This is a genomic window from Bartonella sp. B23 (genome assembly GCF_053793815.1).
The window spans coordinates 402,040-423,322 of the sequence record NZ_CP200033.1; the positions used below are offsets into that span (position 1 = coordinate 402,040).

13 protein-coding genes and 4 pseudogenes are annotated in these 21,283 nt (G+C 35.8%); 10 read left to right on the forward strand and 7 right to left on the reverse strand.

Annotated features, from left to right (window positions below; translation table 11 throughout):
* Nucleotides 1-8 precede the first annotated feature (8 nt).
* From V4B17_RS01675 to lptF, 3 genes are read right to left on the reverse strand one after another with little or no spacing between them, the layout of a single operon-like run.
* A complete protein-coding gene (locus V4B17_RS01675; protein ID WP_455479786.1) occupies nucleotides 9-2,366 on the reverse strand; it encodes an LPS-assembly protein LptD in 2,358 nt (785 codons plus the stop codon).
* Nucleotides 2,367-3,458, reverse strand: a complete 1,092-nt coding sequence (lptG, locus tag V4B17_RS01680) for an LPS export ABC transporter permease LptG (protein ID WP_455479787.1) — start codon at nucleotides 3,456-3,458, stop codon at nucleotides 2,367-2,369.
* The gene (lptF, locus tag V4B17_RS01685; protein WP_455479788.1) at nucleotides 3,455-4,645 is read right to left on the reverse strand and encodes an LPS export ABC transporter permease LptF; all 1,191 of its coding nucleotides are present in this window, start codon (nucleotides 4,643-4,645) and stop codon (nucleotides 3,455-3,457) included. Before lptF ends, lptG begins: the two co-directional genes overlap by 4 nt.
* 405 nt (nucleotides 4,646-5,050) lie before the next feature.
* On the opposite strand from lptF, the gene V4B17_RS01690 reads away from it, so the two are divergent.
* Complete coding sequence (locus tag V4B17_RS01690) at nucleotides 5,051-5,497, forward strand: DNA polymerase III subunit chi (RefSeq protein ID WP_455479789.1); 447 nt, start codon at nucleotides 5,051-5,053, stop codon at nucleotides 5,495-5,497.
* Nucleotides 5,498-5,687: 190 nt separating this feature from the next.
* Entirely contained in the window at nucleotides 5,688-5,951 is a 264-nt protein-coding gene (locus tag V4B17_RS01695) for a hypothetical protein (RefSeq protein WP_455479790.1), read from the forward strand.
* On the opposite strand, the gene V4B17_RS01700 is transcribed toward V4B17_RS01695, so the two are convergent.
* Nucleotides 5,948-7,237, reverse strand: coding sequence for an MFS transporter (locus V4B17_RS01700; protein WP_455479791.1), 1,290 nt, complete (start codon nucleotides 7,235-7,237; stop codon nucleotides 5,948-5,950). The genes V4B17_RS01695 and V4B17_RS01700 overlap by 4 nt on opposite strands.
* A 1,046-nt stretch (nucleotides 7,238-8,283) precedes the next feature.
* On the opposite strand from V4B17_RS01700, the gene V4B17_RS01705 reads away from it, so the two are divergent.
* The gene (locus V4B17_RS01705) at nucleotides 8,284-8,445 is read left to right on the forward strand and encodes a hypothetical protein (RefSeq protein WP_455479792.1); all 162 of its coding nucleotides are present in this window, start codon (nucleotides 8,284-8,286) and stop codon (nucleotides 8,443-8,445) included.
* 2,273 nt (nucleotides 8,446-10,718) lie between these two features.
* Entirely contained in the window at nucleotides 10,719-11,141 is a 423-nt protein-coding gene (gene ndk, locus V4B17_RS01710) for a nucleoside-diphosphate kinase (RefSeq protein ID WP_455479793.1), read from the forward strand.
* A 103-nt stretch (nucleotides 11,142-11,244) separates the two neighbouring features.
* On the opposite strand, the gene pgsA is transcribed toward ndk, so the two are convergent.
* From pgsA to rlmJ, 3 genes and pseudogenes are all read right to left on the reverse strand, one after another.
* Nucleotides 11,245-11,826: a CDP-diacylglycerol--glycerol-3-phosphate 3-phosphatidyltransferase gene (pgsA, locus tag V4B17_RS01715; protein WP_455479794.1), complete on the reverse strand. Its 582-nt coding sequence runs from the start codon at nucleotides 11,824-11,826 to the stop codon at nucleotides 11,245-11,247.
* 73 nt (nucleotides 11,827-11,899) lie between these two features.
* Nucleotides 11,900-13,936, reverse strand: coding sequence for an excinuclease ABC subunit UvrC (gene uvrC, locus V4B17_RS01720; protein ID WP_455479795.1), 2,037 nt, complete (start codon nucleotides 13,934-13,936; stop codon nucleotides 11,900-11,902).
* Between the two features lie 408 nt (nucleotides 13,937-14,344).
* Nucleotides 14,345-15,038: pseudogene (rlmJ, locus tag V4B17_RS01725) on the reverse strand (23S rRNA (adenine(2030)-N(6))-methyltransferase RlmJ); the annotation flags it as partial.
* 1,197 nt (nucleotides 15,039-16,235) lie between these two features.
* On the opposite strand from rlmJ, the pseudogene V4B17_RS01730 reads away from it, so the two are divergent.
* The 6 genes and pseudogenes from V4B17_RS01730 (at nucleotide 16,236) to V4B17_RS01755 (ending at nucleotide 21,162) form a co-directional block, all read left to right on the forward strand.
* Nucleotides 16,236-16,547 (forward strand): annotated as a pseudogene (locus tag V4B17_RS01730) (twin-arginine translocase TatA/TatE family subunit).
* Between the two features lie 56 nt (nucleotides 16,548-16,603).
* Nucleotides 16,604-16,838: pseudogene (locus V4B17_RS01735) on the forward strand (twin-arginine translocase subunit TatB); the annotation flags it as partial.
* Between the two features lie 66 nt (nucleotides 16,839-16,904).
* Nucleotides 16,905-17,697, forward strand: a pseudogene (tatC, locus tag V4B17_RS01740) (twin-arginine translocase subunit TatC).
* A 48-nt stretch (nucleotides 17,698-17,745) separates the two neighbouring features.
* Nucleotides 17,746-19,023: a serine--tRNA ligase gene (gene serS / locus V4B17_RS01745; protein WP_455479796.1), complete on the forward strand. Its 1,278-nt coding sequence runs from the start codon at nucleotides 17,746-17,748 to the stop codon at nucleotides 19,021-19,023.
* 130 nt (nucleotides 19,024-19,153) lie between these two features.
* Nucleotides 19,154-19,813 carry a protein-L-isoaspartate(D-aspartate) O-methyltransferase gene (locus V4B17_RS01750; RefSeq protein WP_455479797.1) on the forward strand — a complete coding sequence of 220 codons (660 nt, stop codon included), beginning with the start codon at nucleotides 19,154-19,156 and terminating at the stop codon, nucleotides 19,811-19,813.
* 170 nt (nucleotides 19,814-19,983) lie between these two features.
* On the forward strand, nucleotides 19,984-21,162 hold the full coding sequence (locus V4B17_RS01755; protein ID WP_455479798.1) for a peptidoglycan DD-metalloendopeptidase family protein: 1,179 nt from the start codon (nucleotides 19,984-19,986) through the stop codon (nucleotides 21,160-21,162).
* Nucleotides 21,163-21,283 lie beyond the last annotated feature (121 nt).

Consider the following 21,283-nt stretch of genomic DNA (forward strand, 5'->3'; position numbering starts at 1 on the left):
TATAAATTTTAGTTTATCTTTTTTCCAACATCTGCAATTGTACGCAGTGAAAGGGAAAAACTAAAGTTTTGCAAAGGTGTTTTTTTTCCCGGATCAATAACCTGCTGATAACCGAATGTTAATCCAAAACATTCATCTGTGTAATTCACGCTGATTCCTCGCTTTACAAATGTATTGGACACCAAATCATAATCGGCATTGCTATTAAGAGTCCAATAATTAGCTAATTTAATACCAGTTTGAAAAGAGATCTCTTGTCGCTCTTGTGGATACTCATAACTTGGTTGGCTTGCAATGTAGGCATATTGTAGAGCCGTCTGAAAATTTTGCCATTTCTGTGATACTTCAATTTCGCTACGGTGGATTTTCCCTGTTTTTTTATCAAAACGTCCACGCGTTTCTAGGGAAAAACCACTTTTATGGTTTGCATTGAACATTGCAACATAGTCTGAACGTTTTGCCTCTAAGCTTGAGTGAATACTTAAATCAACAAAGCCTTTTTCTGCAAAGGAATTTTTTCCCGCAATATGAAAAGATTGTCCAACAAGACCATAAAAAGACCAATCATTTTTAAAGTTTCCAGAATATCTAAAACCTATATTGGCTCTTGTTCCACCTTCCACACGGTCATAACCAGAAAACTTATTGCGTTGAAAGAGAGTTGTTGCATCAAAGATAAAACTTTGTGCATCTTCATTAGGAACTTGTCCGATATATCGCTCATTATTGCGTATAAAAATTTGTGCGGTTGGTTCTATAATATGTGTAGAATTTTCCAATGTAATAAGGAAGGGATAGCGTAATTCTAAGCCAGCAGTTGCCATACCACGAAATGCCGAGTTATGAAGATTAGATAAGGAGTCATCTATTATAGAAGGAGTATCGTTTTTGTGCACATTTGTTGTAATGATATCAGCACGTAAAGAGAGAAGAGGAGTCAATATAAGTCCATTGCGCATGTTAATGCGCTTTTTCCATTCAAGCTCATTTGTTAAACGAAAACTGTTTCCAGGGATACCAGAAAGTCTGGCAGTGTTGAGAAGATTTCCATTCCAGTCAGTAGAACTAAAGTCAGCACGACGACGATAAATTGATTGCATATTGCTATGAAAAATGAGTTCTCCGTTATAAATTGGTTGATCTGGTGTAAAAAAATAATCGATACGAGGGAGAACCCACGCTTGGCGAGAGCGGCGTTCATTAGGATTGTTCAATATCAATTCTTGAACGTTGAAGTGGTAAAAATGCATGTCAAAGTAGTTTTTTCCTGCAAGACCATTCAAATAAAGCTGAGAAAGCTGTGTGGGATTGTCGTAGTTTTCAAGTTTATAAGAACGACTAAAATGTCGATCAGACTGTGCAAGAATATCCCATCCATAATTCCATCGTGAATTGATACGAAAATCACCCTTTGTTGCTAGCATATAACGATTTTTATGTTGTGCATCAATTGTATCATTCTCAAAGCTATGCGGTTTCATTTGATATATATGCGCAAAGCGAATGTTGTAATTGCCTGTTTTAAACCGTTGACGCCATTCACCTTCAGTTAAAAGCCCTTGTTTGGTATAGACAGTGGAAGAAAGTGTAAAGTCGTAATGAGGTGCCAAATTCCAGAAATAGGAATTTTTTATACCCATGCCGAGATAATCAGCGTAATAAAGATAAGGAGCAAGGAGACCGCTAGCACGCTTCACCGTTGGATCATTAATCTCAAAAGTTGGAAATTTCAGAACCGGTATACCAAAAACTTCAAAATAGCTATTTTCAAATCGAATTTTTTTGGTAGAGTTATCTTGTATGATCTTTCTTGCTTTAATTTTCCACAGCACTTCTTTATCTTGTTTATAGGAATAAGGTCCACAGGCTGTATATATGGCATTGTTGAAGACTGTTATCCCGCTGTTGCTGAGTGTAGCACTTGCTGCTGCAAAATGGATATTGTTGGCGGTGTCAATACGTAAAGCATTTACGAATCCCTCACCGAAGTCTTTAGTCATATCAATTTTATTGGAATAAATTTTGTTACCATCTTTTTGAACAACTTCAACATTATCTTGCGCTATGATTCGTCCTGTTTTTTGATTATAAGTGACCTTTTGGGCGGTAACTTTGTTGCCATCATATTCAATTTGGACATTGCCTTGTGCAAAAACAGTATTTTCATCACGATTGTAGATGAGTTCATCTGCAGAGAGTAAGAGAGGACTTACCGAATTTTGGTTACGATTTCGAGTAATAGAGGTAGGATTTTTAGCCTGTGCAGAACAGGATAAAGACATACCTAAAAAAAAGCCTATGGCACTTTTAAAGGTGAGTGCACTTAATTTTGTTAAAATCAATCTCTTACTTATTGATGCGTTCACCTAACCATCCTCTTTATGAAGTAAAAAAGAGATTCCTAAAAATAATGCAATAATAACTGGTATCCAAGCTGCAATAATTGGTGGAATATATCCCGCATTACCAAAAGCTTGAATGAGTACAGAAATAACATAAAGTATGAATCCAGCTAGTACGCCACCGAAAATTAATCCTCCAGATTGTCCGAAGCGTGTAAAGTTTAAGGATACAGTTGCTGCAATGAGAGTCATTGCTACAAGCAATGCAGGTAATGCAATTAAAGATTGCAAATACGTGTCAAAATTATTTGCAGAGTAGCCAAATGAACGCGCAATCATAATTTTTTTTGGCAATTGGTAAAATGGGATAGTTGCGGGATTTGCCAAACGTTCAGTTAAAAATTCTGGCTTTAGATTGGTTTTTATTTGAAATTCAGAAAATTTTTCAGGAGTATGTCCTATTTTATAGATTGTTCCGTTTGTTAACAACCAAGCACCGTTTATCAATGTTGCTTTTCTGGCGTTAATCCAATTTTTTATTGTTGCATTATCATTATATTGTACAAAGGTTGCGTCGATAAGAGAAAGTCCTTGATCGGTGATAGATTTAGCGCCAATGGTTGTTCTGCCTAAATTTGTACGTTGTGTTAACCATGGGATGCGCATGTTATGAAGAGGTGTGAGTACACTATTACTACGCCATTCAGTCATCATTTTTTCTGCTTGAAAAAATCCCCATGCGGCAAGTGGATTAATAAGAAAAATTGAAAATAATCCAAAAAGAAAAGCTCCCAAACAAGCAGGCATGAGAAACTGCCATGCAGAAACACCAACTGAGCGAGTTATAACAAGTTCAAGTTTTCGATTAAGCGAGATTAGCATTACCATTGCAGAAAAGAGTGCAATGAAGGGAATGAGTTGCTGCATGATAAAAGGAATACGTAAAATAGAGATGAAAAAGGCATCTTTCGCCGTACAATGTGGAAGGTTGGATAGCCGACCAGAATTTTCTGTAAGGTCGATCAAAAAAGCAAGAATTAAAATCCCCCCAAAAAAATAACAGGTTATCTTAAAATAACGTATAAAAAAATATCGCCCAAGCGTCCAACCAATCATGACACCTCATCTGAGGGATGTTGAGATTTTCTATGTTCAAATTTATTGACCAATTTTTGAAAAGATATTTGAATAATCTCATTAAGTTTTGTTGGGATACCAATTTGATGATTTGTTAAGAGCATAAAAAAAATAAGAACACTCACGCCTATTGGGGTAACATAAAGGAGAGGAATGTATGCGAGATCGTTCTTTGCTTTTTCAGCGAGAAAGTATTCTATCCAATACACTAGTAAAGAGAAGGTAATTGCAGAAAAGTTTGCGGAGTTACCTGCTTGTCGATATGAGCGTGTATTTCCTGCAGCAGCTAATGCAATGAGTGAAAAAACAATTGGATAGAGCCACTCTGTAAGTCTACGGTGAAATTCAGCTCTATATTGGAGAGGTTTTCGCTGATAGTGGAGATCCTTCGGATCAGGGTTTAATAAATAAGAAAGCGGACGATCTTTTGGGTAAAGTGTGGGCGTTTTATTATTTGGGATGAATTCACCTAGACTAAAGGTATATGAGCTAAATTGAACGATCGAAATACTGCCATTTTGACGATTGACTCTTTCTATTTCTCCATTATTAAGAACAAGAAAACTGCCGTTTTTATTGCTCACAATGAATGCGTCTGTTGCATAATAAAAAAGATCAATCTTAGGATCACGCTGGTCAGCAATGAAAAGGCGTCCAAGCGTTCCATTTGGATTGCGTTCACCAATTTCTATGTAAAGATTGTTAGCTAGTTTTTGAAAGCTTCCTTCACTAATGAAAAGATTAATAAGGTCAAAATGAGCGCTCGCTAGCATTTGTCGCATATTAAAACGTGCTTGAGGAACAACAAAATTGGCTATAGAAAAGGAAGCACATGAGGCAACAATAGCGAGAAGAAGAATTGGTTTCCAAACAGTCATTTTGGGAAAACCAGAGGCGCTGATGATCGCGAGCTCAGAGTCTTTATTCATTGCTGAAAGAGTGCTTGTAGCTGCAATTACTAATGCAAATGGAATGACAAGAAAAATAACAGAAGGAACCAATGAAAGTGAGAATTTTAAGACTGTTAGAAGTGTTTGTCTACTTGTTGTGAGAAAGTTTATCCTTGCAAGAATTTGCACTATCCAACTGATACTGATTGCTGCAATCATGACAGTACTAAACAAAATCAGAACACGTTTCAGGATGTAGAACTCAATAATACGCATAGATTGGATAACATCCTCAATTTTTAACTAAAAAGCAGGTGTTCTACATTGCCTTGAATTAAAAATATAATCAAATTTAAAAAAATATCTTTATATCTATTGCACATTGTTACCAAATAAGCAGTGTAAAATATCATTAACTTCAATCTATTCTACCACATATTTTATTGTTGGCCGTAAGTCCATAGAGAAGATGGAAAACACGCTAAAATAAACATTTTTATTAACTTAAAAGACGGCGACTTGTTTTTTTCTCTCTTTAAGATGTATGGAAAAAAAGGTAGAGTACATTCCTTCAAAAGGAGGAATCGTTATATTTTTAGCCAGTTTCTTTTGTACTGGAGAAAATAGAAGATTTTCTAGAAAAGTGTTTATTTTTTATAAAAAGTGATGAGGCTTGAGAGAGTGGATATTCTGTTCTACCATTTGACTCAGTCAACATTGGGAGATATTTTACCAACACTTGTGGAGCGTGCACTTGACTGTTTTGATAGAGTAACAATACAATTTTTGAATACAGAGCAACGCGATGCTATGGATATGCGTTTATGGGTTTATGCTGATGAAGCATTTATTGGACATGGAACTGAGTGTGATCAATATCCAAACTTTCAGCCTGTATTTCTTACCACGAGTCATGAAAATCCGAATAATTCAAAGATACGCTTTCTCATAGAGGGAGCTGTTTGTACGGATATTGATGTTTATCAGCGGCTTGTAGTGATATTTGATGGTCGAAACGCTGAACAGCTGGATCTTGTTCGTGCACAGTGGAAAAAATATAAGATGGAAAATCATAATTTAACTTATTGGCAACAGACTGAAGATCGCTGTTGGGAAAAGCAGGTTTGATGTGTGTAGCGTCTGTAATTTTGTTTTTTATAAGATTGATAGGTGTCATAAATCCAGAGATTCTTATTGCGGAAGAATCGGAAAAAGGTCGCTAAATTTTAGGTGTCATTTTTTCTGGGAGCAATAAAAAAGATGTGGTCAAAAATCGCTAATCACTGTCTTTTTCACAAAATATTCAAACGGAATGATAATGATCATTGATAGAATTTTGCTCGTTTTATGGGCTGTAATGTTAGCGTTTTTTTGCGTTTCGTGGTTGGGTACAACGAATATTCTATCGAAAGTGCTTCCTATAGTTTGTGTTGGGGATACGGCAGATGTTTTATTTTTTTTTCTGAGTGCACTTTTTGCTGGAATATTGTGGTGGAGTGTACCGCAACCAGTGTCTTGGAAAATGAAAATGGCGGCATTTTTGCCGCCAGCATTTTTTTTACTATTCCTCATTGTTTTCTAGTTGGATATTTCATCATCTTTAAATCCGACGAAACAAAGCAATGAAATGAAAGAAGAAAGAAGCAAATAATAACCAATATAAGAAGCACCAAAATGTTGCACCAAGTACTCCGCAATATAAGGTGCAAAAGATCCTCCAACAATACCGGACAGATTAAAGGTTACAGAGGCACCTGTGTATCTGATCTCTGTTGGGTACGGTGAAGCCAAAACAGCACCGAGCGGACTATATACCATTCCCATGATCGATAAGCCAATAGTAGACATTGCAAGGATTCCTAAGATTCCAGAGGTTAAGAAGTAAGGAACTGCGAAAGAATAGATACCAAGAATAATTGTGACCCATATCATCAAAGTTCTACGTTTAACACGATCAGCGATTTTTCCAGTGAGAATAGTAAAAATTGTACAGAAAACAGCACCAATAATCTCTACTTCAAGAGCTTGATAAAATGGTAATTGTAAATGGTTTGTTGCATAGCTTAACAAATAAGCGCTCACCAAATAAAACAATACAAATGTCGCCATACCACAAAATGTACCAAGAAATAGAACCCGTGGATATTTTAAAAAGACATCTACTATAGGAGCTTTGACACGTTCTTTACGTTCAAGAGTTTTTTTGAATGCAACTGTTTCATTTATTGAAAAACGAACCCATAACCCCACAATCATAAAAATCACTGAAACGACGAAAGGAATACGCCAGCCCCATGCTAAAAGTTCATCATGATTAAGAAAGTGCAATAGGCCTAAATAAACAGCAATAGACGAAAATAAGCCGAACGGAACACCTAATTGAGGAAACATTGCATACCATCCACGCTTTTCTGGAGGAGCATTTTCTGTTGCAAGGAGAACAGCTCCCGCCCATTCACCTCCTAACCCCATACCTTGTCCTATACGGCATAGTGTTAAAAAGAAAGGCGCCCACCACCCCACGGTTTCATAAGTGGGAAGGAAACCAATAATAGCTGTTGACAGACCCATAGTTAAAAGTGCAGCGATAAGTGTCGCTTTTCGTCCGATTTTATCTCCAAAATGTCCAAAAACAACTGATCCTAAGGGACGGGAAAAAAAAGCCGCTCCAAAGATTAGGAAAGATTGTAAAATAGCAAGTTGATCATTTTGTGTTGGAAAAAATACATGAGGAAATATGAGAGCTGCAGCAGTTCCAAAGACATAAAAATCAAAGTATTCAATTGTTGGTCCAATAAGGCTTGCAAATAAAATACGGCGAGGAGAATTTTTTTTGCTTACACCCTGTGTTTCTGAGTTTATAGACATGAATAAAATGTCCCTTTCAGCATATGACGAATGAAATTATGAAACTAATTTCTTACAGTTATAAAAATTTCAAATCAATGTCGATTCGATAATTATTTATGCTTTTAATGCATAAAAGCAACAAATACGATACAGTCAATACGGATGATTGTCCTATAGATATATCCAAATTAACTACAATAAAAACACCACTCTAAGTGCCATAATTTTAAACACCGTAGAAGATGAAAGCATGTTTCTACAAACAACACCATCCCTTTAATTTTGTATTGCTGTCTCTCTTAAGATACGACACTATTTTATCTTGTTTAGAGATAAATTTGTTTTTTTTTAGATTTAGTGTTTAGCTTCTCAAAAAAATCCCAAAAATCTTTTGCTTTCCGTCATTAGAACACTTTATAAGTGTATTAGTAATGATACTGGCAATTTTTAGTTGCTAGTAAACCTATCAGCATGTGCTGCTGATAAGACAGAGTCTGGTACACTGAATGTTTTTTATATGGTGGTATGTCATCTTAAAAAACATGCGATTAGGTAGGAACATTGTGTCGTTTTTGTATATATGAATTTTTTTCTGAATGCGTAGAATTTTCTGTTTGAACTCATGGAGTATAGTATGGTTAATGCAACGCAAAGTCAGCTTCTGAAGCATTAATAGCTATTGGTTTTCTTGTAAAGATCGCAAGTGTGGGTGGGGTGGCTGTGTCGGGAGAGAGACAAATCACACAAATAAGCATAAGTGAATATCTAGAAAAAATGGAAGAATTGTTACCAGAATTGAGGAAATTAAAAGAAAAAATGGAGATTAAAAAGAATACTGAATGAGTAGACAATAGCAGTAAGTAGGTTATCAGAAGAAGAGAAGGAGAGGATAAAAAAATCTTTCCTTTAAGATGCTGACGAATTCAATAATTTACGATAATATCGCGGTTTATGTTGCTGATCATGATTCTGAGGAATTTGGTAAAAAAGTAAGGAGTTTCCACCATGGAAATGCGGGATATTTCCCAATAATACGGTTCTAGAGGGTGGAAGGTTCCATATTCATGAAGCCAGCGTCAGCATGGATACGACGACTAAAAGTGGTGGCATTGAGCTTGTCAAAAAACTGGGCATATTCAGAATATGCTGTTATTGGAAAGATGGAAAACAAATTATTGGAGGAAGAGAAGTTGCAGGGGGATAGAAAAATTTACAGTGGTGAGTAAATTGCTTTTGGAAAATGGTTTTTTGAGGTCGATACTAAAGAGATTGAAAATGATGTTCAAGGAAGTCGAGCTTATGACATGGTGATTTATGGACAAAACAAGATTCTATGGCTACAGAATGTGTATCGTAATGGAATAATTTTGACACAAAGATCATGAGGGGAAGTATACAGAACCTTAATAGTACAGAGAATTTTGATGATAGATTTACAAAAGACGATGGTGTAGACAGCGGAGACTTTATACTAAATGGAGGCGTTTCCGCGTTTGGAACTGAGTTTTTAAAAATAGTATGTAAAACGACATCTTTGCAGGAGGGAATGCGAGTGATATTGCTTTACACGATAACGCCACACAAGAGATCCATAATATTAGATACGCGTATAATTTAAACAATTAATTATCAAGAAAAATCATGGTTACATGCTGATGCAATATTAGATAAAGACACAAATGCTAATGATTTTGCTGATCTCTATCTTTATTCTGGTAATGGCGAAGACGCTGCTGAAGTAGAGAGTCTTTTCTAACAAAGAAGATGCTAAACTATACTCCATTGCTGCTGAAAATAATAGAGAAAAATCCCAGATTAATATCAAAAATTTAAAAAGAAGTAGCAGAGTTATTGTACGTTTTTAGAGTTTGTTAGGTATTATTTTCAGATTAGAGTTGATGATCTTTCAGGTTCTTTATACTCAATCTTACCAAGCAGTTTGATGGTTATCTTCTTTAAAAAAATAGGTCAGGTTATCATACAATGAGTGTTATTGATTCTGGGATTGAAATCATAAATTCTTCTGTAATTAAGTTATGATTTGGTTTTTGAACATGGTTTAATTCATGATCAAAGCGGAGAGGCGCATTTTACTCTGACAGATTTTTCTGGTGAAGAGATTAATGCTATTGATAATAGATTCTATACATATGCTCTGAAGAAAAAAATCGCAACAAAGGGAAAATTTTGTCTTTGTTTGCGGTTTGCGCTAATGATGTACCACAAATGAGAAGATTTTCCCGACTTTTAAGCCAAAATAAATTTTTCACTTTTTAATTATTCTCTCTATAGATGCAGTGTTGCTACTGTCAGTGGTTCCTCAGCTTATTTTTCACAACGAGTTGCAAATTATACATGCAGGAAGAGGCCTTCTAGACAAAAATAAGAAAAATGTAGTTCTGTGGTTATATACGATCAAGAGCAAAGGGAGTGTGGCTACAAGTCATACAGATTTTAAGCTTGAGCAGACGGGTATAACCTTAAGGATAAGCGGCTTAAGAGAATTAATTGAGTGAAGAGTTTTATGTTGGTGGTTTTGGCAGTTATGATCAAGCCTGTTTAGCACATGCATGGGGTGGTATCAGTGGCATAAACGCGTGTAGCATTTGAGCGTATGCGATTTGTTTTGATCATAGTGGAGTGCATCTGGATGGTGTTATGAAATACAACTATTATCAAAATAATCTGAAGGAAATTATAATCAGTAGGCTTTGGGAGCATCATTTGAATCGGGATATTTTTGTAAAAAAGAAATACAGACTGGTTGGATGTAGCTTTATGCGTAATTAACGTGTCTGCAAGCTGCGGGCAGAGAAATAAAGCTTTCCAGTAAATGACGGGCGATATAAGCTCATCGCTTTCATTACGTAATAAGGTAGATTTATTGTTAAGGTATGAATTTGGATCAGAAATAGATGCTTTACTCTAAGCTTACATTATTGCTTCTTGGATGCGAAAGGAGAAAGATAATAATTATGCAATAATTAATAAATTTCATAAATTTAGTACAGATTTGTCAGGGAATACAGGTAAATTAGAGTTTGTTGAAGCGGTTTAGTGGGTAAAAAATTAAAGTTTTATGCGGAATCACATTATGTCAAATGGCACAAGCACTACAGCTTCCAATACTGTGTTGTTCTGAGAATCCTAAATAGACAATACTTTGCACGTAACTATTGAATATCTAGGTAATATTATTTGATAAAATACCATTTGTTACAAAATCTAGATGTTTTGCTGCCGTGCTATTTTTCTTTGATGAAAAATCTTGGGGGGGGCAGTATTTCTGGCTACACAAACAGATGTAGATTTTGTAAGAGAGGTAATGGCCTTGTTTTAAAGATATAATGTACCATTGGTATTTCTATTTTTATTGAAATTTATTTTATGATTAATGATATATTTTTGAAAATTAATACGGATTTTTTTATAGTTACTTGGCAAGAGGCTCTCTGCCCGCTATAGAACAGCCAAATAATGTTGAAATAAAGGTGATCAAATGGCTGTAGAACGTACTTTTTCGATGATTAAACCAGATGCAACACGTCGTAATTTGACAGGAGAAATTACTAAAATGCTTGAGGATGCGGGGTTACGTGTTGTTGCATCTAAACGTGTGTGGATGAGCCAACGTGAAGCTGAAAAGTTTTATGCTGTCCATAAAGAACGCCCATTTTTCAGTGAATTGGTTGAATTTATGTCTTCTGGACCAACAGTTGTGCAGGTTTTAGAAGGTGAAAATGCAATAACTAAAAACCGTGAAGTTATGGGTGCTACGAATCCTATGGAAGCACAGGACGGAACAATTCGTAAAGTTCACGCTTTATCGATTGGTGAAAATTCTGTCCATGGTTCAGACAATGCTGAAAATGCAAAAATAGAAATCGCTTTTTGGTTTTCCAAGGTAGAAATTGTTGGTTAATAAAATCGTATAGAAAAACCAAAAAATCCCGAAACTGTGTGTTTCGGGATTTTTTTAGAACGTTACAGATCTTTTGAAAGGACTTGTAAATATCAGTATTGTATCATGTGATAACATGTTTTAAGCCAGCGCGAAAATAATCCCACCCTGTCCACAATGTGAGGAGAGCAGAAATCCACAACATGATAATGCCAAATTCCGTTGTATAAAGAATAATTTTATTACCAGCTGGTCCCGCCAAGAGAAGGACAATGGCTATCATCTGTACAAAAGTTTTCCATTTTGCAAGACGAGAGACAGGAACACTGACTTTCAATTCAGCTAAGTATTCACGTAATCCTGATACAAGAATTTCTCTGCAAAGAATGATAATGGCAGCCCATAGTGTCCATCCAGCAATAGTACTGTCTGCGGCAAGCAAGAGCAAACAAGCAGATACGAGAAGTTTATCTGCAATTGGATCTAACATGCGACCAATATTGGAGGTTTGTTCCCAAATACGGGCAAGGTATCCATCCAGAAAGTCAGTAATGGATGCAACAACAAAAATGGAAACGGCAATCCAACGTGCGATATCGCTTGATTGTAGTCGTCCTTCTACAAAAAAGCATGCAACAACCATAGGCACTGCGATAATCCGTGCATAAGTCAGAATATTTGGAAAAGAAAAAGTATGTTTTTTCATAGAGCTATTTTCAATTCTTTGTGAAATGTAATTTATTTCACCAGAGTAACAAGGCAAAGATTATGAAACAAGCTTATTTTTCATTAAAATAGTTATGAATTTTTTGTGCAATGGTGACAGAAATTCCTGTGACTTTTTTTAAATCTTCGAGTGAAGCACCGGAAACAGCTTTGGCATTTCCAAAATGATGAAGTAATGCGCGCTTTCTTGTTGGACCGATATTTTCTATTTCATCAAGCGGATTTTTTAACATTGCTTTTTTTCGTTTTGCTCTGTGTGTTCCAATTGCAAAACGATGCGCTTCATCGCGCAAGCGTTGCAAAAAATACAGGACAGGATCACGTGGGGGAAGTGTAAAAGGTGTTTTGTCCTTTACAAAGAACCGTTCATGTCCCGCTCTACGATCAGCGCCTTTAGCAATCCCAACAGCCGTGATGAGATTGTCTAATTTTAATTCAGATAATATTGTATGCACACTATTTATTTGTCCTTCACCACCGTCTATTAATATGAGATCAGGCCAAATAGGAAAAGAGTCATCATTTTGGTTTTTCATATTACTGTTTTTATGAGGCAGATCATACTCTTCGATAAGACGTGAAAATCTTCGTTTAATGACTTCCTTCATCATACCAAAATCATCGCCGGGTGTGATATCGCTCGAGCGAATATTGAATTTGCGATATTCACTTTTAATAAATCCCATTTTCCCCGCGACAATCATCGCACCTACTGCATTTGTCCCCATAGTATGAGAATTATCATAAACCTCTACACGGCGTGGGGTGTGAGGCAGTTGGAATATTTCAGAAAGCTTCTGAAGCAGTTTTGTATGTGTGGCTGTTTCAGCAAGCTTACGTTCAAGTGATTCTTGAGCATTGATATGGGCATGGTTAACAAGAGTTTTTCGTTCACCTTGTTTGGGCAAAGAGAGAAGTATTTTGTGATTTGCTTTTAGATTAAACGCTTCTGTAAGAAGAGCCTTTTCTTTAATTGGTTCAGATAAAAGGATGAGTTTTGGAAGTGGTTTATCATCATAAAATTGAGAAAGAAAACTCGCTAAAATTTCAGTACGAGAAAAAGAGGGATCTGCTTTAGGAAAGTAGGCTCGATTTCCCCAATTTTGTCCCATGCGAAAAAAGAATACTTGAATGCAGGTCACCCCTTCTTGTTGTGCAATTGCAAATACGTCTGCTTCTTCCACTGTTTGTGGGTTAATGCCCTGATGGCTTTGTATGTGAGAGAGAGCCGATAAACGATCACGGTAGATTGCTGCTTGTTCAAAATCAAGGTTTTTTGCAGCTTGATGCATTGCTTGAATTATATCATCTTTAACCAATTGGCTTTTTCCTGAAAGGAAAGCTTTTGCTCCTCTGATCAGCTCTCCATAATCACGGTCACTAATTTCATCTGTACAAGGTGCAGAGCAGCGCTTAATTTGGTAAAGCAAACAGGGACGCGTACGGTTTTCAAAAACTGAATCAGCACAGGTGCGTAATAAAAAAGCACGTTGTAAAACGTTGATTGTTTGTGCCACTGCACCTGAAGAGGCAAAAGGACCAAAATAATGGGCTTTTCTTGTTCGGGCACCACGGTGTTTGTAAAGTGCAGGTGCTCGATGATCATCAGTAATAATGATATAAGGGAAGCTTTTATCATCACGCAGTAATACATTAAAACGTGGATGCAATCTTTTTATGAGGTTAGCTTCTAAAAGTAGCGCTTCTGTTTCTGTATGAGTAACAACAAATTCCATATGATATGTCGCACGAATCATGCGAGCAATACGGTTATTGTGCTTTTGTTCACGAGTATAGTTTGAAACGCGTTTTTTAAGATTACGTGCTTTGCCAACATAAAGAACATCACCATTTTCATCAATCATCCTATAAACTCCAGGCTTATGCGGAAGATGTTTAACTAACTCTTGTATGAGTTTGGCACCTTTGAATTTATTTTTATTACTTCCTTGATTGGCGTTATCCCATGTAACATGAGAGAGAAAAGAGAGCTTTTCCAGTTCATTTTTGGAATAAGTTGTGTTAGTTTTAGGGTCATTCATTTTATCCAACACTGTTTTATATTTTTCATGTGAAATTCTCTCATTCATTAAGAGTATTATCATTTATGTAATGACAGTTATTTTTCTTATAAATAATGTATACTGACATGAGAGTATCATGCAATTTTGAAGTTGCTACTTTCATAAAAATATAAGGACGTTTTTAGAAAACAGTTTTATCAGGTTACCAATTTTATTTATTGATGATGATAATAATAAATCTGCGATGGTGAGAAATTGTATTACAGCAGGTTTTGTTTTAAAAATCAAATTTGCACTGCTGAAGATGATGTACATGAGGGGGAAGGTTATGGTGCAAAAGGTCAAAGAAGCCGATAGCCTAGCATTACGGTATTTCTGGGTCGCTTAATGTCTTGACATTTACAAAGAAGATCTAATTTAAGGTAGACATGAACTGGAGAAATTTAACGTGATAAATGTTCTTTTTGGATCCATTTATTGGATCCGTTTATAAGTCAAGCGTGTATGTTTATCTTGTCTAAAACGAGCAAAAAGAAAGGAGCTAAGTTTTCTCATTTCTTCTTTAAGAAGATAAGGAGGATTGAATAAGAATCATATCACTTTCGTTCATTGTAGGTAGTATGAGCTTTTTCGAATACGCATTTCGAGTTGTAGAATTTTAGGAATTCCTATTTGGTAAAGTACGTGAAAAAAATTTTCAATTTTTTGTCATAATTTAACAGGACACCATAAAGTGTAGGTTCTTTCAAGAAAACGGCGGTATGTCTTCTGTCAATCCTTCGATAAGGCGGGAAAATTCACCAGATTTTTCAAAGGGAGGACGAACGAGGATAAGTCTATGTTTCTTCTTTGGTGGCAAATACGCATTTAAAGAAAGCCAACCATCCAAACACAGGACTTTTGTTTGAGAATCACCAGCAAGTTTTTTACTAAAATATGGATAATCTTCACCATGCCATTCAATTGCGGTCAGTCGATTTTGTTTACGCAATAATTGGCTAATAAAAACAAAAGATTCGGGATGGAATGCTTTTTTCCCATCATTGAACGCATTAATAATATTATACCACGTACGAAGAAGAGGTTTTAAATCTTCTGGGATAGGGATAAGAGTTAAAAAACATTAAATACCTTCGCGCTCCTCTCCCATTTTTGGGGCCTTCAAAGAGAAAAAATTTCAATAGAGGCATTTTTCATTTATCTTTGTAAGACAGTTTCTGTATCATCACTATTCTAAAAGAAAACTACAGAGAATGCAAATTAAGTGAATCACCAGTAAAAATCACCAAAAACTTCAAGATCAATTTTTACATTGATCAATAGATTTATTAATAATCTGAGGATTTATATATTTTCTAGGTCTCATAAGATACCATCAAAGTGATAAGATTCTTCTTTAACAAAACTGCTATGAAACTATGAGCAAGAGCGGTAAAAATACATCCTATGATACGTGGACAAAGCTCCAACATTTCTAGCACCTAAAGAATGATTTTGTAAGTTAAAAGGCAATTTTCACGTTTATATGTGAAATGGTTGGGTTTTAGTGTATGATATCGAAGTATAGCTTTTAAAAATTGATATGAGATATGCGAGCTGTCTCGATCAAACGGGGAGTGTTGAGTAAAATTAAACATTGAGGTATTGCAGTAATGTTAGAAATAAAAGCTATGATTATTGATATTTATGTTTTTTTCTGTGATATGAAGAAAAAAACTTCATTATAAAGAATAAGCTTTGGGCTTTATTTTTACTGATCAAGAAGGGAGGAAGGGTACAACGTTTTCTCCCAACTTTGGTGTTTCATTATCCAGCAGCTGCAACATTGGAAAAATTTTATAAAAGAGATAAAAATAATGGAATTCGTGCTGCATGGATTATGTTCCAACTTCATATTTTTAATTTAATAAAATTTGGCGCCAATGCAAATTGCTTTCCTATTTTAGATATTTCTGTGAGGGGAGAACATAATATTATCCTTCACTGTAATGGTAATGTGGAAGAAATATTCGTGGTTACGCAGATGGTGTATCACTCTAAAAAGGTAAAGTATTGAAACGTGTGTGTGGTGCTTGTAGTATAGTTTTGCAACCCAGTATTCCAGATGAGACTGCTTTAAGAGAAGAGTTTTCAAGTCTTTTGCATTTCGTTTGAAGTGGTTTGTCATTTTTGACTCATCTGCGTTTTTTGCAATACGCTGAGCAAAAGAGAAGAGAGATAAAAAAGTTAGTTTACAATAAAAAGCATGTGGCTGCCTTTAACCTGAGAAGAAAATATACAAGTAAGATAGGGGTACATTTAATACATTCTTTACAAAGTGAGAATGAGCAAATAGGATCAAATTTAAAAGCAATGAGAGAGTGTGATGGGTAGTATTTTCTCACTAACGCGTTTAATTGTAATTTTATTGATTGTCCCTGTGCTTTTCGAGAGTGGTAAGGTTTTTGCAATTAATAGGTGATATTGCCAAAGGTATTGAAGCTTTCAAAAAGAATATGAAGGAAGAAAAGAACAGCGTTGAGGATAAGCTTACAGTAGCTGATTATTCCAAAACAATTGATGTTGAACTGCAATAACTGAGCTATTATCAGTGGAACGTGTAGCAGTATGCAGCAAAGATTCTTCTTCCACTAAGGAAGGCAAGATACTTGTTTCTAAAAAACGGCGTATAAAGTAACAAAGATACAATTGTAATTGTGCACTATTTTTAAATGAGAAAATCTAGTGTAGACGATGTTTGGGAGTGATGGGTTAGAATTTCTCGTGATTTTACTTGTTTTCATCGTTGTAGTTTGGCCAAAAGATTTATAAAATTCTAAAGATGATAGCAAAAGCAATGGCTTATGTGCGTTCAGCAGCGAATGAATTTCGTCATCAGTTCGATGGTGCTGTGAAACAAATTGAGCTTGATGATTTGCAAAAAACATTATTGGATATTAGTGATCTTAATCTAAGAAAAAATTTAACAGCGTCTGCTAATTTTCATAATTCTGGAAGTATTTCTGTAACTTCTAAAAATATAAAAAGGTGTGTCATGAATGTTAATAAATATGAAATTGATACCAATATGGCACCATTTTAGAACATTTGATTGAATTTCGTCAGAGAATTATTGTTACTCTGATCATATTTTTGATAGCTTTTATTATGCGTTTTCTTATCAAAGATTACATTTTAAATTTTTAAATATGGTCTTATCAATGTGCAATGAAAATATCAGATGGTAATTTTGAGAGTATCTGTTTGCAATCAACACAGGTATGGGAAACTTTTTCAACAAAGATAAAACTTGCTGCTTTTTTGGCAGTTATTTTATCTTTTCATTATACGGCTTGCCAGTTTTATAGTTTTATTGTACCAGGATTTTATAAAAATGATCGTGTATTTTTTTTATCATTTTTCATTGGTGGACAAATTTTATTTTTCGTTGGGGGGAACATTCGTTTATGTTCCGCTGGTGTCGGTGATGTTTTGGTTTAGCCTTTTTCAGCAAGTTGTTCCAGATGTTCATTTAAGAATAGAGTTTATGGTCCGTATTTTCGATTATTTGAATTTTATGACATCGTTTATTCTGATTTTTTGTTTGATTTTTCAATTACCTCTTGTAACCAGTTTTTTAACGAAAGTTGGACTTTTAACTTCTCATAGTTTGGTGTATAAACGAAAGTAGGCTATTTTCGCATCTTTTATAATTGTGGTAATAGTAACTCCATCGGATTTTTTTTATTATGTTTGCAGTAGCTTTACCGGCGATAGCTCTTTACGAGATCTCAATTTTAATTGTTTACTGTATAAAAGGGGAAAAAATCCTCTTAAGAGACGTTTGACCTTACGTGATAGGAAACGAATAGAGACGATGAAAATGAGGAATTTTGATGCTTGATATTAAGTGGATTCGTGAACACCCTGAGAAACTAGATGAAGCACTGGAAAAGAGAGGGATTAGGCCACAAGCTGAAGAATTAATAAAACTTGATCTTGAACGTCGGTCGCATATTGCTAAAGTACAATCGGTGCAGGAGCGCCGTAATGTGGCTTCAAAAAAAATAGGACAGGCTTTAGCTGCATGTGATCAAAAAATGGCGAAACGCCTTAGAGCTGAAGTTGAAGAGATTAAAGTTTTTCTTTCTTCTGCTACAGTGGAAGAAAAGCGGTTGACTGAAAACTTGGAAAAGGCTCTTTCAGCACTTCCAAACATTCCATTGGATGATGTTCCAAAAGGGAAAGATGAGAGCGATAATGTTGTTATTCGACATTTTGGTACACCTCCGACATTTGATTTTCCACCAAAAGAACATTTTGATCTTGGGCAAAATCTCAAACAGATGGACTTTGAGCGAGCAAGCCGTTTATCAGGGACGCGCTTTACAGTACTTTCAGGAGCATTGGCACGGCTTGAACGTGCACTGGGTCAATTCATGCTTGATGTGCATGTTGAAGAGCATGGTTATACAGAGGTTTCTGTACCTCTTCTGGTTCGTGATGAGATTGTTTACGGAGCTGCTCAGTTGCCAAAATTTGCTGATGATCTTTTTCGAACGACAGACGGTCGATGGCTTATATCTACAGCAGAAGTTCCATTAACCAATTTGGTAAACAATGAAATTCTTGAGATATCAAATTTACCATTGCGCTTTTCTTCTTTGACACCCTGTTTTCGTTCAGAGGCTGGAGCTGCGGGTCGTGATACACGTGGTATGTTGCGTCAGCATCAGTTTTGGAAGGTAGAGATGGTATCAATTACGACTGAAGATCAGTCTTTAATTGAGCTAGAGCGGATGACAGAATGTGCAGAAGATGTGTTGAAACGGCTTGGTCTACCTTTTCGCATAGTTGCTCTTTCTGCTGGGGATATGGGATTTTCTGCACGTAAAACGTACGACATTGAAGTTTGGCTTCCTGGCCAAGGGTGCTATCGTGAAATTTCTAGTTGTTCAGTTTGTGGAGATTTTCAAGGGCGACGCATGAATGCGCGTTATCGTAAAGAAGGAGATAAAGTATTACACTTCATTCATAGTCTTAATGGTTCTGGTACGGCTGTTGGGCGTTGTCTTATTGCCATTCTTGAGAATTATCAGCAGGCTGACGGATCAATTATTGTTCCAGATGTTTTACAACCCTATATGAAGGGCATTCATTGTATTACTGCTTAATTCTGCAAAAGGATAACCTGTATAATTTTATCTGAAAGATGATGATGTGCAAATGCAGAATTTTGTCATTTAAAAAAAATGAGCTGTATGTACAACAAAGGTGCTACTTTATTGGAGAACAAATGATACTATGGGGCAAAACGATATTTTACGATTTCGTGAGGAATTAGCCAGTCTTGTACTTAAAATGCGCAGCAAAGGAATTGATGATGTTCGCTTTTTTTCAGCACTTGAGAAAATTCCGCGTCAACAATTCGTTTCTGTTCCCTGGTTTAGCAGTGCTTATGAAAATAAAGTTATTCCCATTGAATGTGGTGAATATATTGAGCGCTTGGAAGAGCAGCTTTTGATTCTTTTTGCATTATCATTGAAAAAAAAGCATCGTGTCTTAGAAATTGGTACAGGATCTGGTTTTTGTACTGCTCTTATGGCGTGTCTGAGTGACCGCGTGACAACAGTTGATCGTTATAAAACACTTGTTAATTTGGCACGACAAAAATTTCAAAGTTTTGGACTTGAAAATGTTGTTGTAAAGCAAATTGATGGAGGTTGTACTTTTACCGGTTTTGGATCATTTGATCGTATTCTTGTTTGGCCATCACGTTCTGATGAACCAAAGGATTTTTTGGAGCTTCTAGCTGAAAATGGAGTTCTTATTCAGGCTATAGGGCCTGATGAAGGGGTACAAACAGTAACGCGTTATACGAGAGTCGGCAGTCGATTTGAGTGTTTAGAAATGTTTCAAGTACGTTATCAACCTTTTATTAAGGGCATTGCGGAAATACTTTAATTTTTTAAATTTAAATCATTGCACAGATTATTTTATCTTTTCATTTTTATGATAAATTCATTTTGAGATTATTCTAAAGACATTTATGAATAAAATATCTAATTTTAACTCTTAGGTAATATTAGAAAGCTTTAATAGAGTGAGTTGAGTATTGACGGGTGAGCAAAACCATGTGTTTAAAAGTTTTGGGTAATGTTTTTCGGCGTAATTTTCATGGAATAGCTCTTTTAGCGATAATAACAATTTTGGTAGGGTGTAGTTCCGGTACACAGCGCTTCGCTAGTGGTTTCTCTCATCGGGGGGTATCTACTCGTTCAAATATCTCTACGACCATGCCCGCAGATCCGCGAATGTTATCGTATGATGGCATGATACAGAGCTCTGAGCTGCCACCTGTAGATCCGAGTGGTGATTCATGGATTGATGATAATCCTTCGTATGATAATTCTTTACAACAAGATAGTACGTCTTCTCCAGATAGTCGAGTTATGGGGGTACCGCCACGCAATCTTGGGACGCTTTCCCGTTCACAGGTCGATAATTCTCCTATTTTTCGGCGAAATTCCTATATTGTGCAAAGTGGGGATACACTGTTAAGTATTGCACGGCAAATAGGAGTCAGTGTTGAAGCATTAAAATTAGCGAATGGTATGGACAGCAATTCCATTTATATTGGTCAGGTACTAGTGATTCCAAGTAGACGTACATTAGAATCTTCAAATTCTCACGATGATAATTGGGAGTCATCAACAACGGAGTCTTCATTCAAGTCTCAAGCTACGTCTTCCACAAGACACAAGAGGACTCCACCCACATATAAAGCCCCTGTAACAACTGTCCCTTCAACAAAAATGTATAAATCAGACATTGAGAATAATTCTTCCAGACAGATGAAGCAATTGAGCCACCAAACTGGTTTGTCAGATGCTATTACAAATACAGATAATATTGTTACCCCACAATCTACAGGAATTTCTAAGATGCGTTGGCCAGTACGAGGGCGTTTATTAAGCCAATTTGGTCAGAAAAAAGGAACAGCAACCAATCGAGGAATAGACATCGCTGTACCTGAAGGAACTTCGGTAAAAGCAGCGGAAAATGGTGTCGTTATCTATGCGAGTGATGGGTTAAAAGAGCTCGGTAACGTTGTTATGATTCGGCATGAAGACAATATTATTACTATTTATGGATGTAACAGTAAACTTGTTGTTAATAGGGGACAAAGGATACGGCGTGGCGATGAAATTGCTAAATCTGGTGTTTCAGGAAATGTTAAAACTCCGCGTGTTTATTTTGAAGTACGCAAGAACTCGTTACCTGTTGATCCAATCAAGTATCTAGAAAATTAATTTATAATTGACTTGATTGTAAAAATCTATTTTCATTTAGCTTTTAAGCAAAGAAATCAATTTTTTAAATTAAGAATATTTCAGTGGAAAAAAATCATACATTTAAAAAGAGTTGTCCGTT

Coding starts and splice junctions, on each gene's coding strand:
- V4B17_RS01750 (WP_455479797.1), top strand. CDS start 19,154: ATGGGGCAAAACGATATTTTACGATTTCGTGAGGAATTAGCCAGTCTT.
- V4B17_RS01695 (WP_455479790.1), top strand. CDS start 5,688: ATGATCATTGATAGAATTTTGCTCGTTTTATGGGCTGTAATGTTAGCG.
- lptG (WP_455479787.1), bottom strand. CDS start 3,458: ATGATTGGTTGGACGCTTGGGCGATATTTTTTTATACGTTATTTTAAG.
- pgsA (WP_455479794.1), bottom strand. CDS start 11,826: ATGAAAAAACATACTTTTTCTTTTCCAAATATTCTGACTTATGCACGG.
- lptF (WP_455479788.1), bottom strand. CDS start 4,645: ATGCGTATTATTGAGTTCTACATCCTGAAACGTGTTCTGATTTTGTTT.
- V4B17_RS01755 (WP_455479798.1), top strand. CDS start 19,984: ATGTGTTTAAAAGTTTTGGGTAATGTTTTTCGGCGTAATTTTCATGGA.
- V4B17_RS01700 (WP_455479791.1), bottom strand. CDS start 7,237: ATGTCTATAAACTCAGAAACACAGGGTGTAAGCAAAAAAAATTCTCCT.
- V4B17_RS01705 (WP_455479792.1), top strand. CDS start 8,284: ATGAAGCCAGCGTCAGCATGGATACGACGACTAAAAGTGGTGGCATTG.
- uvrC (WP_455479795.1), bottom strand. CDS start 13,936: ATGAATGAGAGAATTTCACATGAAAAATATAAAACAGTGTTGGATAAA.
- ndk (WP_455479793.1), top strand. CDS start 10,719: ATGGCTGTAGAACGTACTTTTTCGATGATTAAACCAGATGCAACACGT.
- serS (WP_455479796.1), top strand. CDS start 17,746: ATGCTTGATATTAAGTGGATTCGTGAACACCCTGAGAAACTAGATGAA.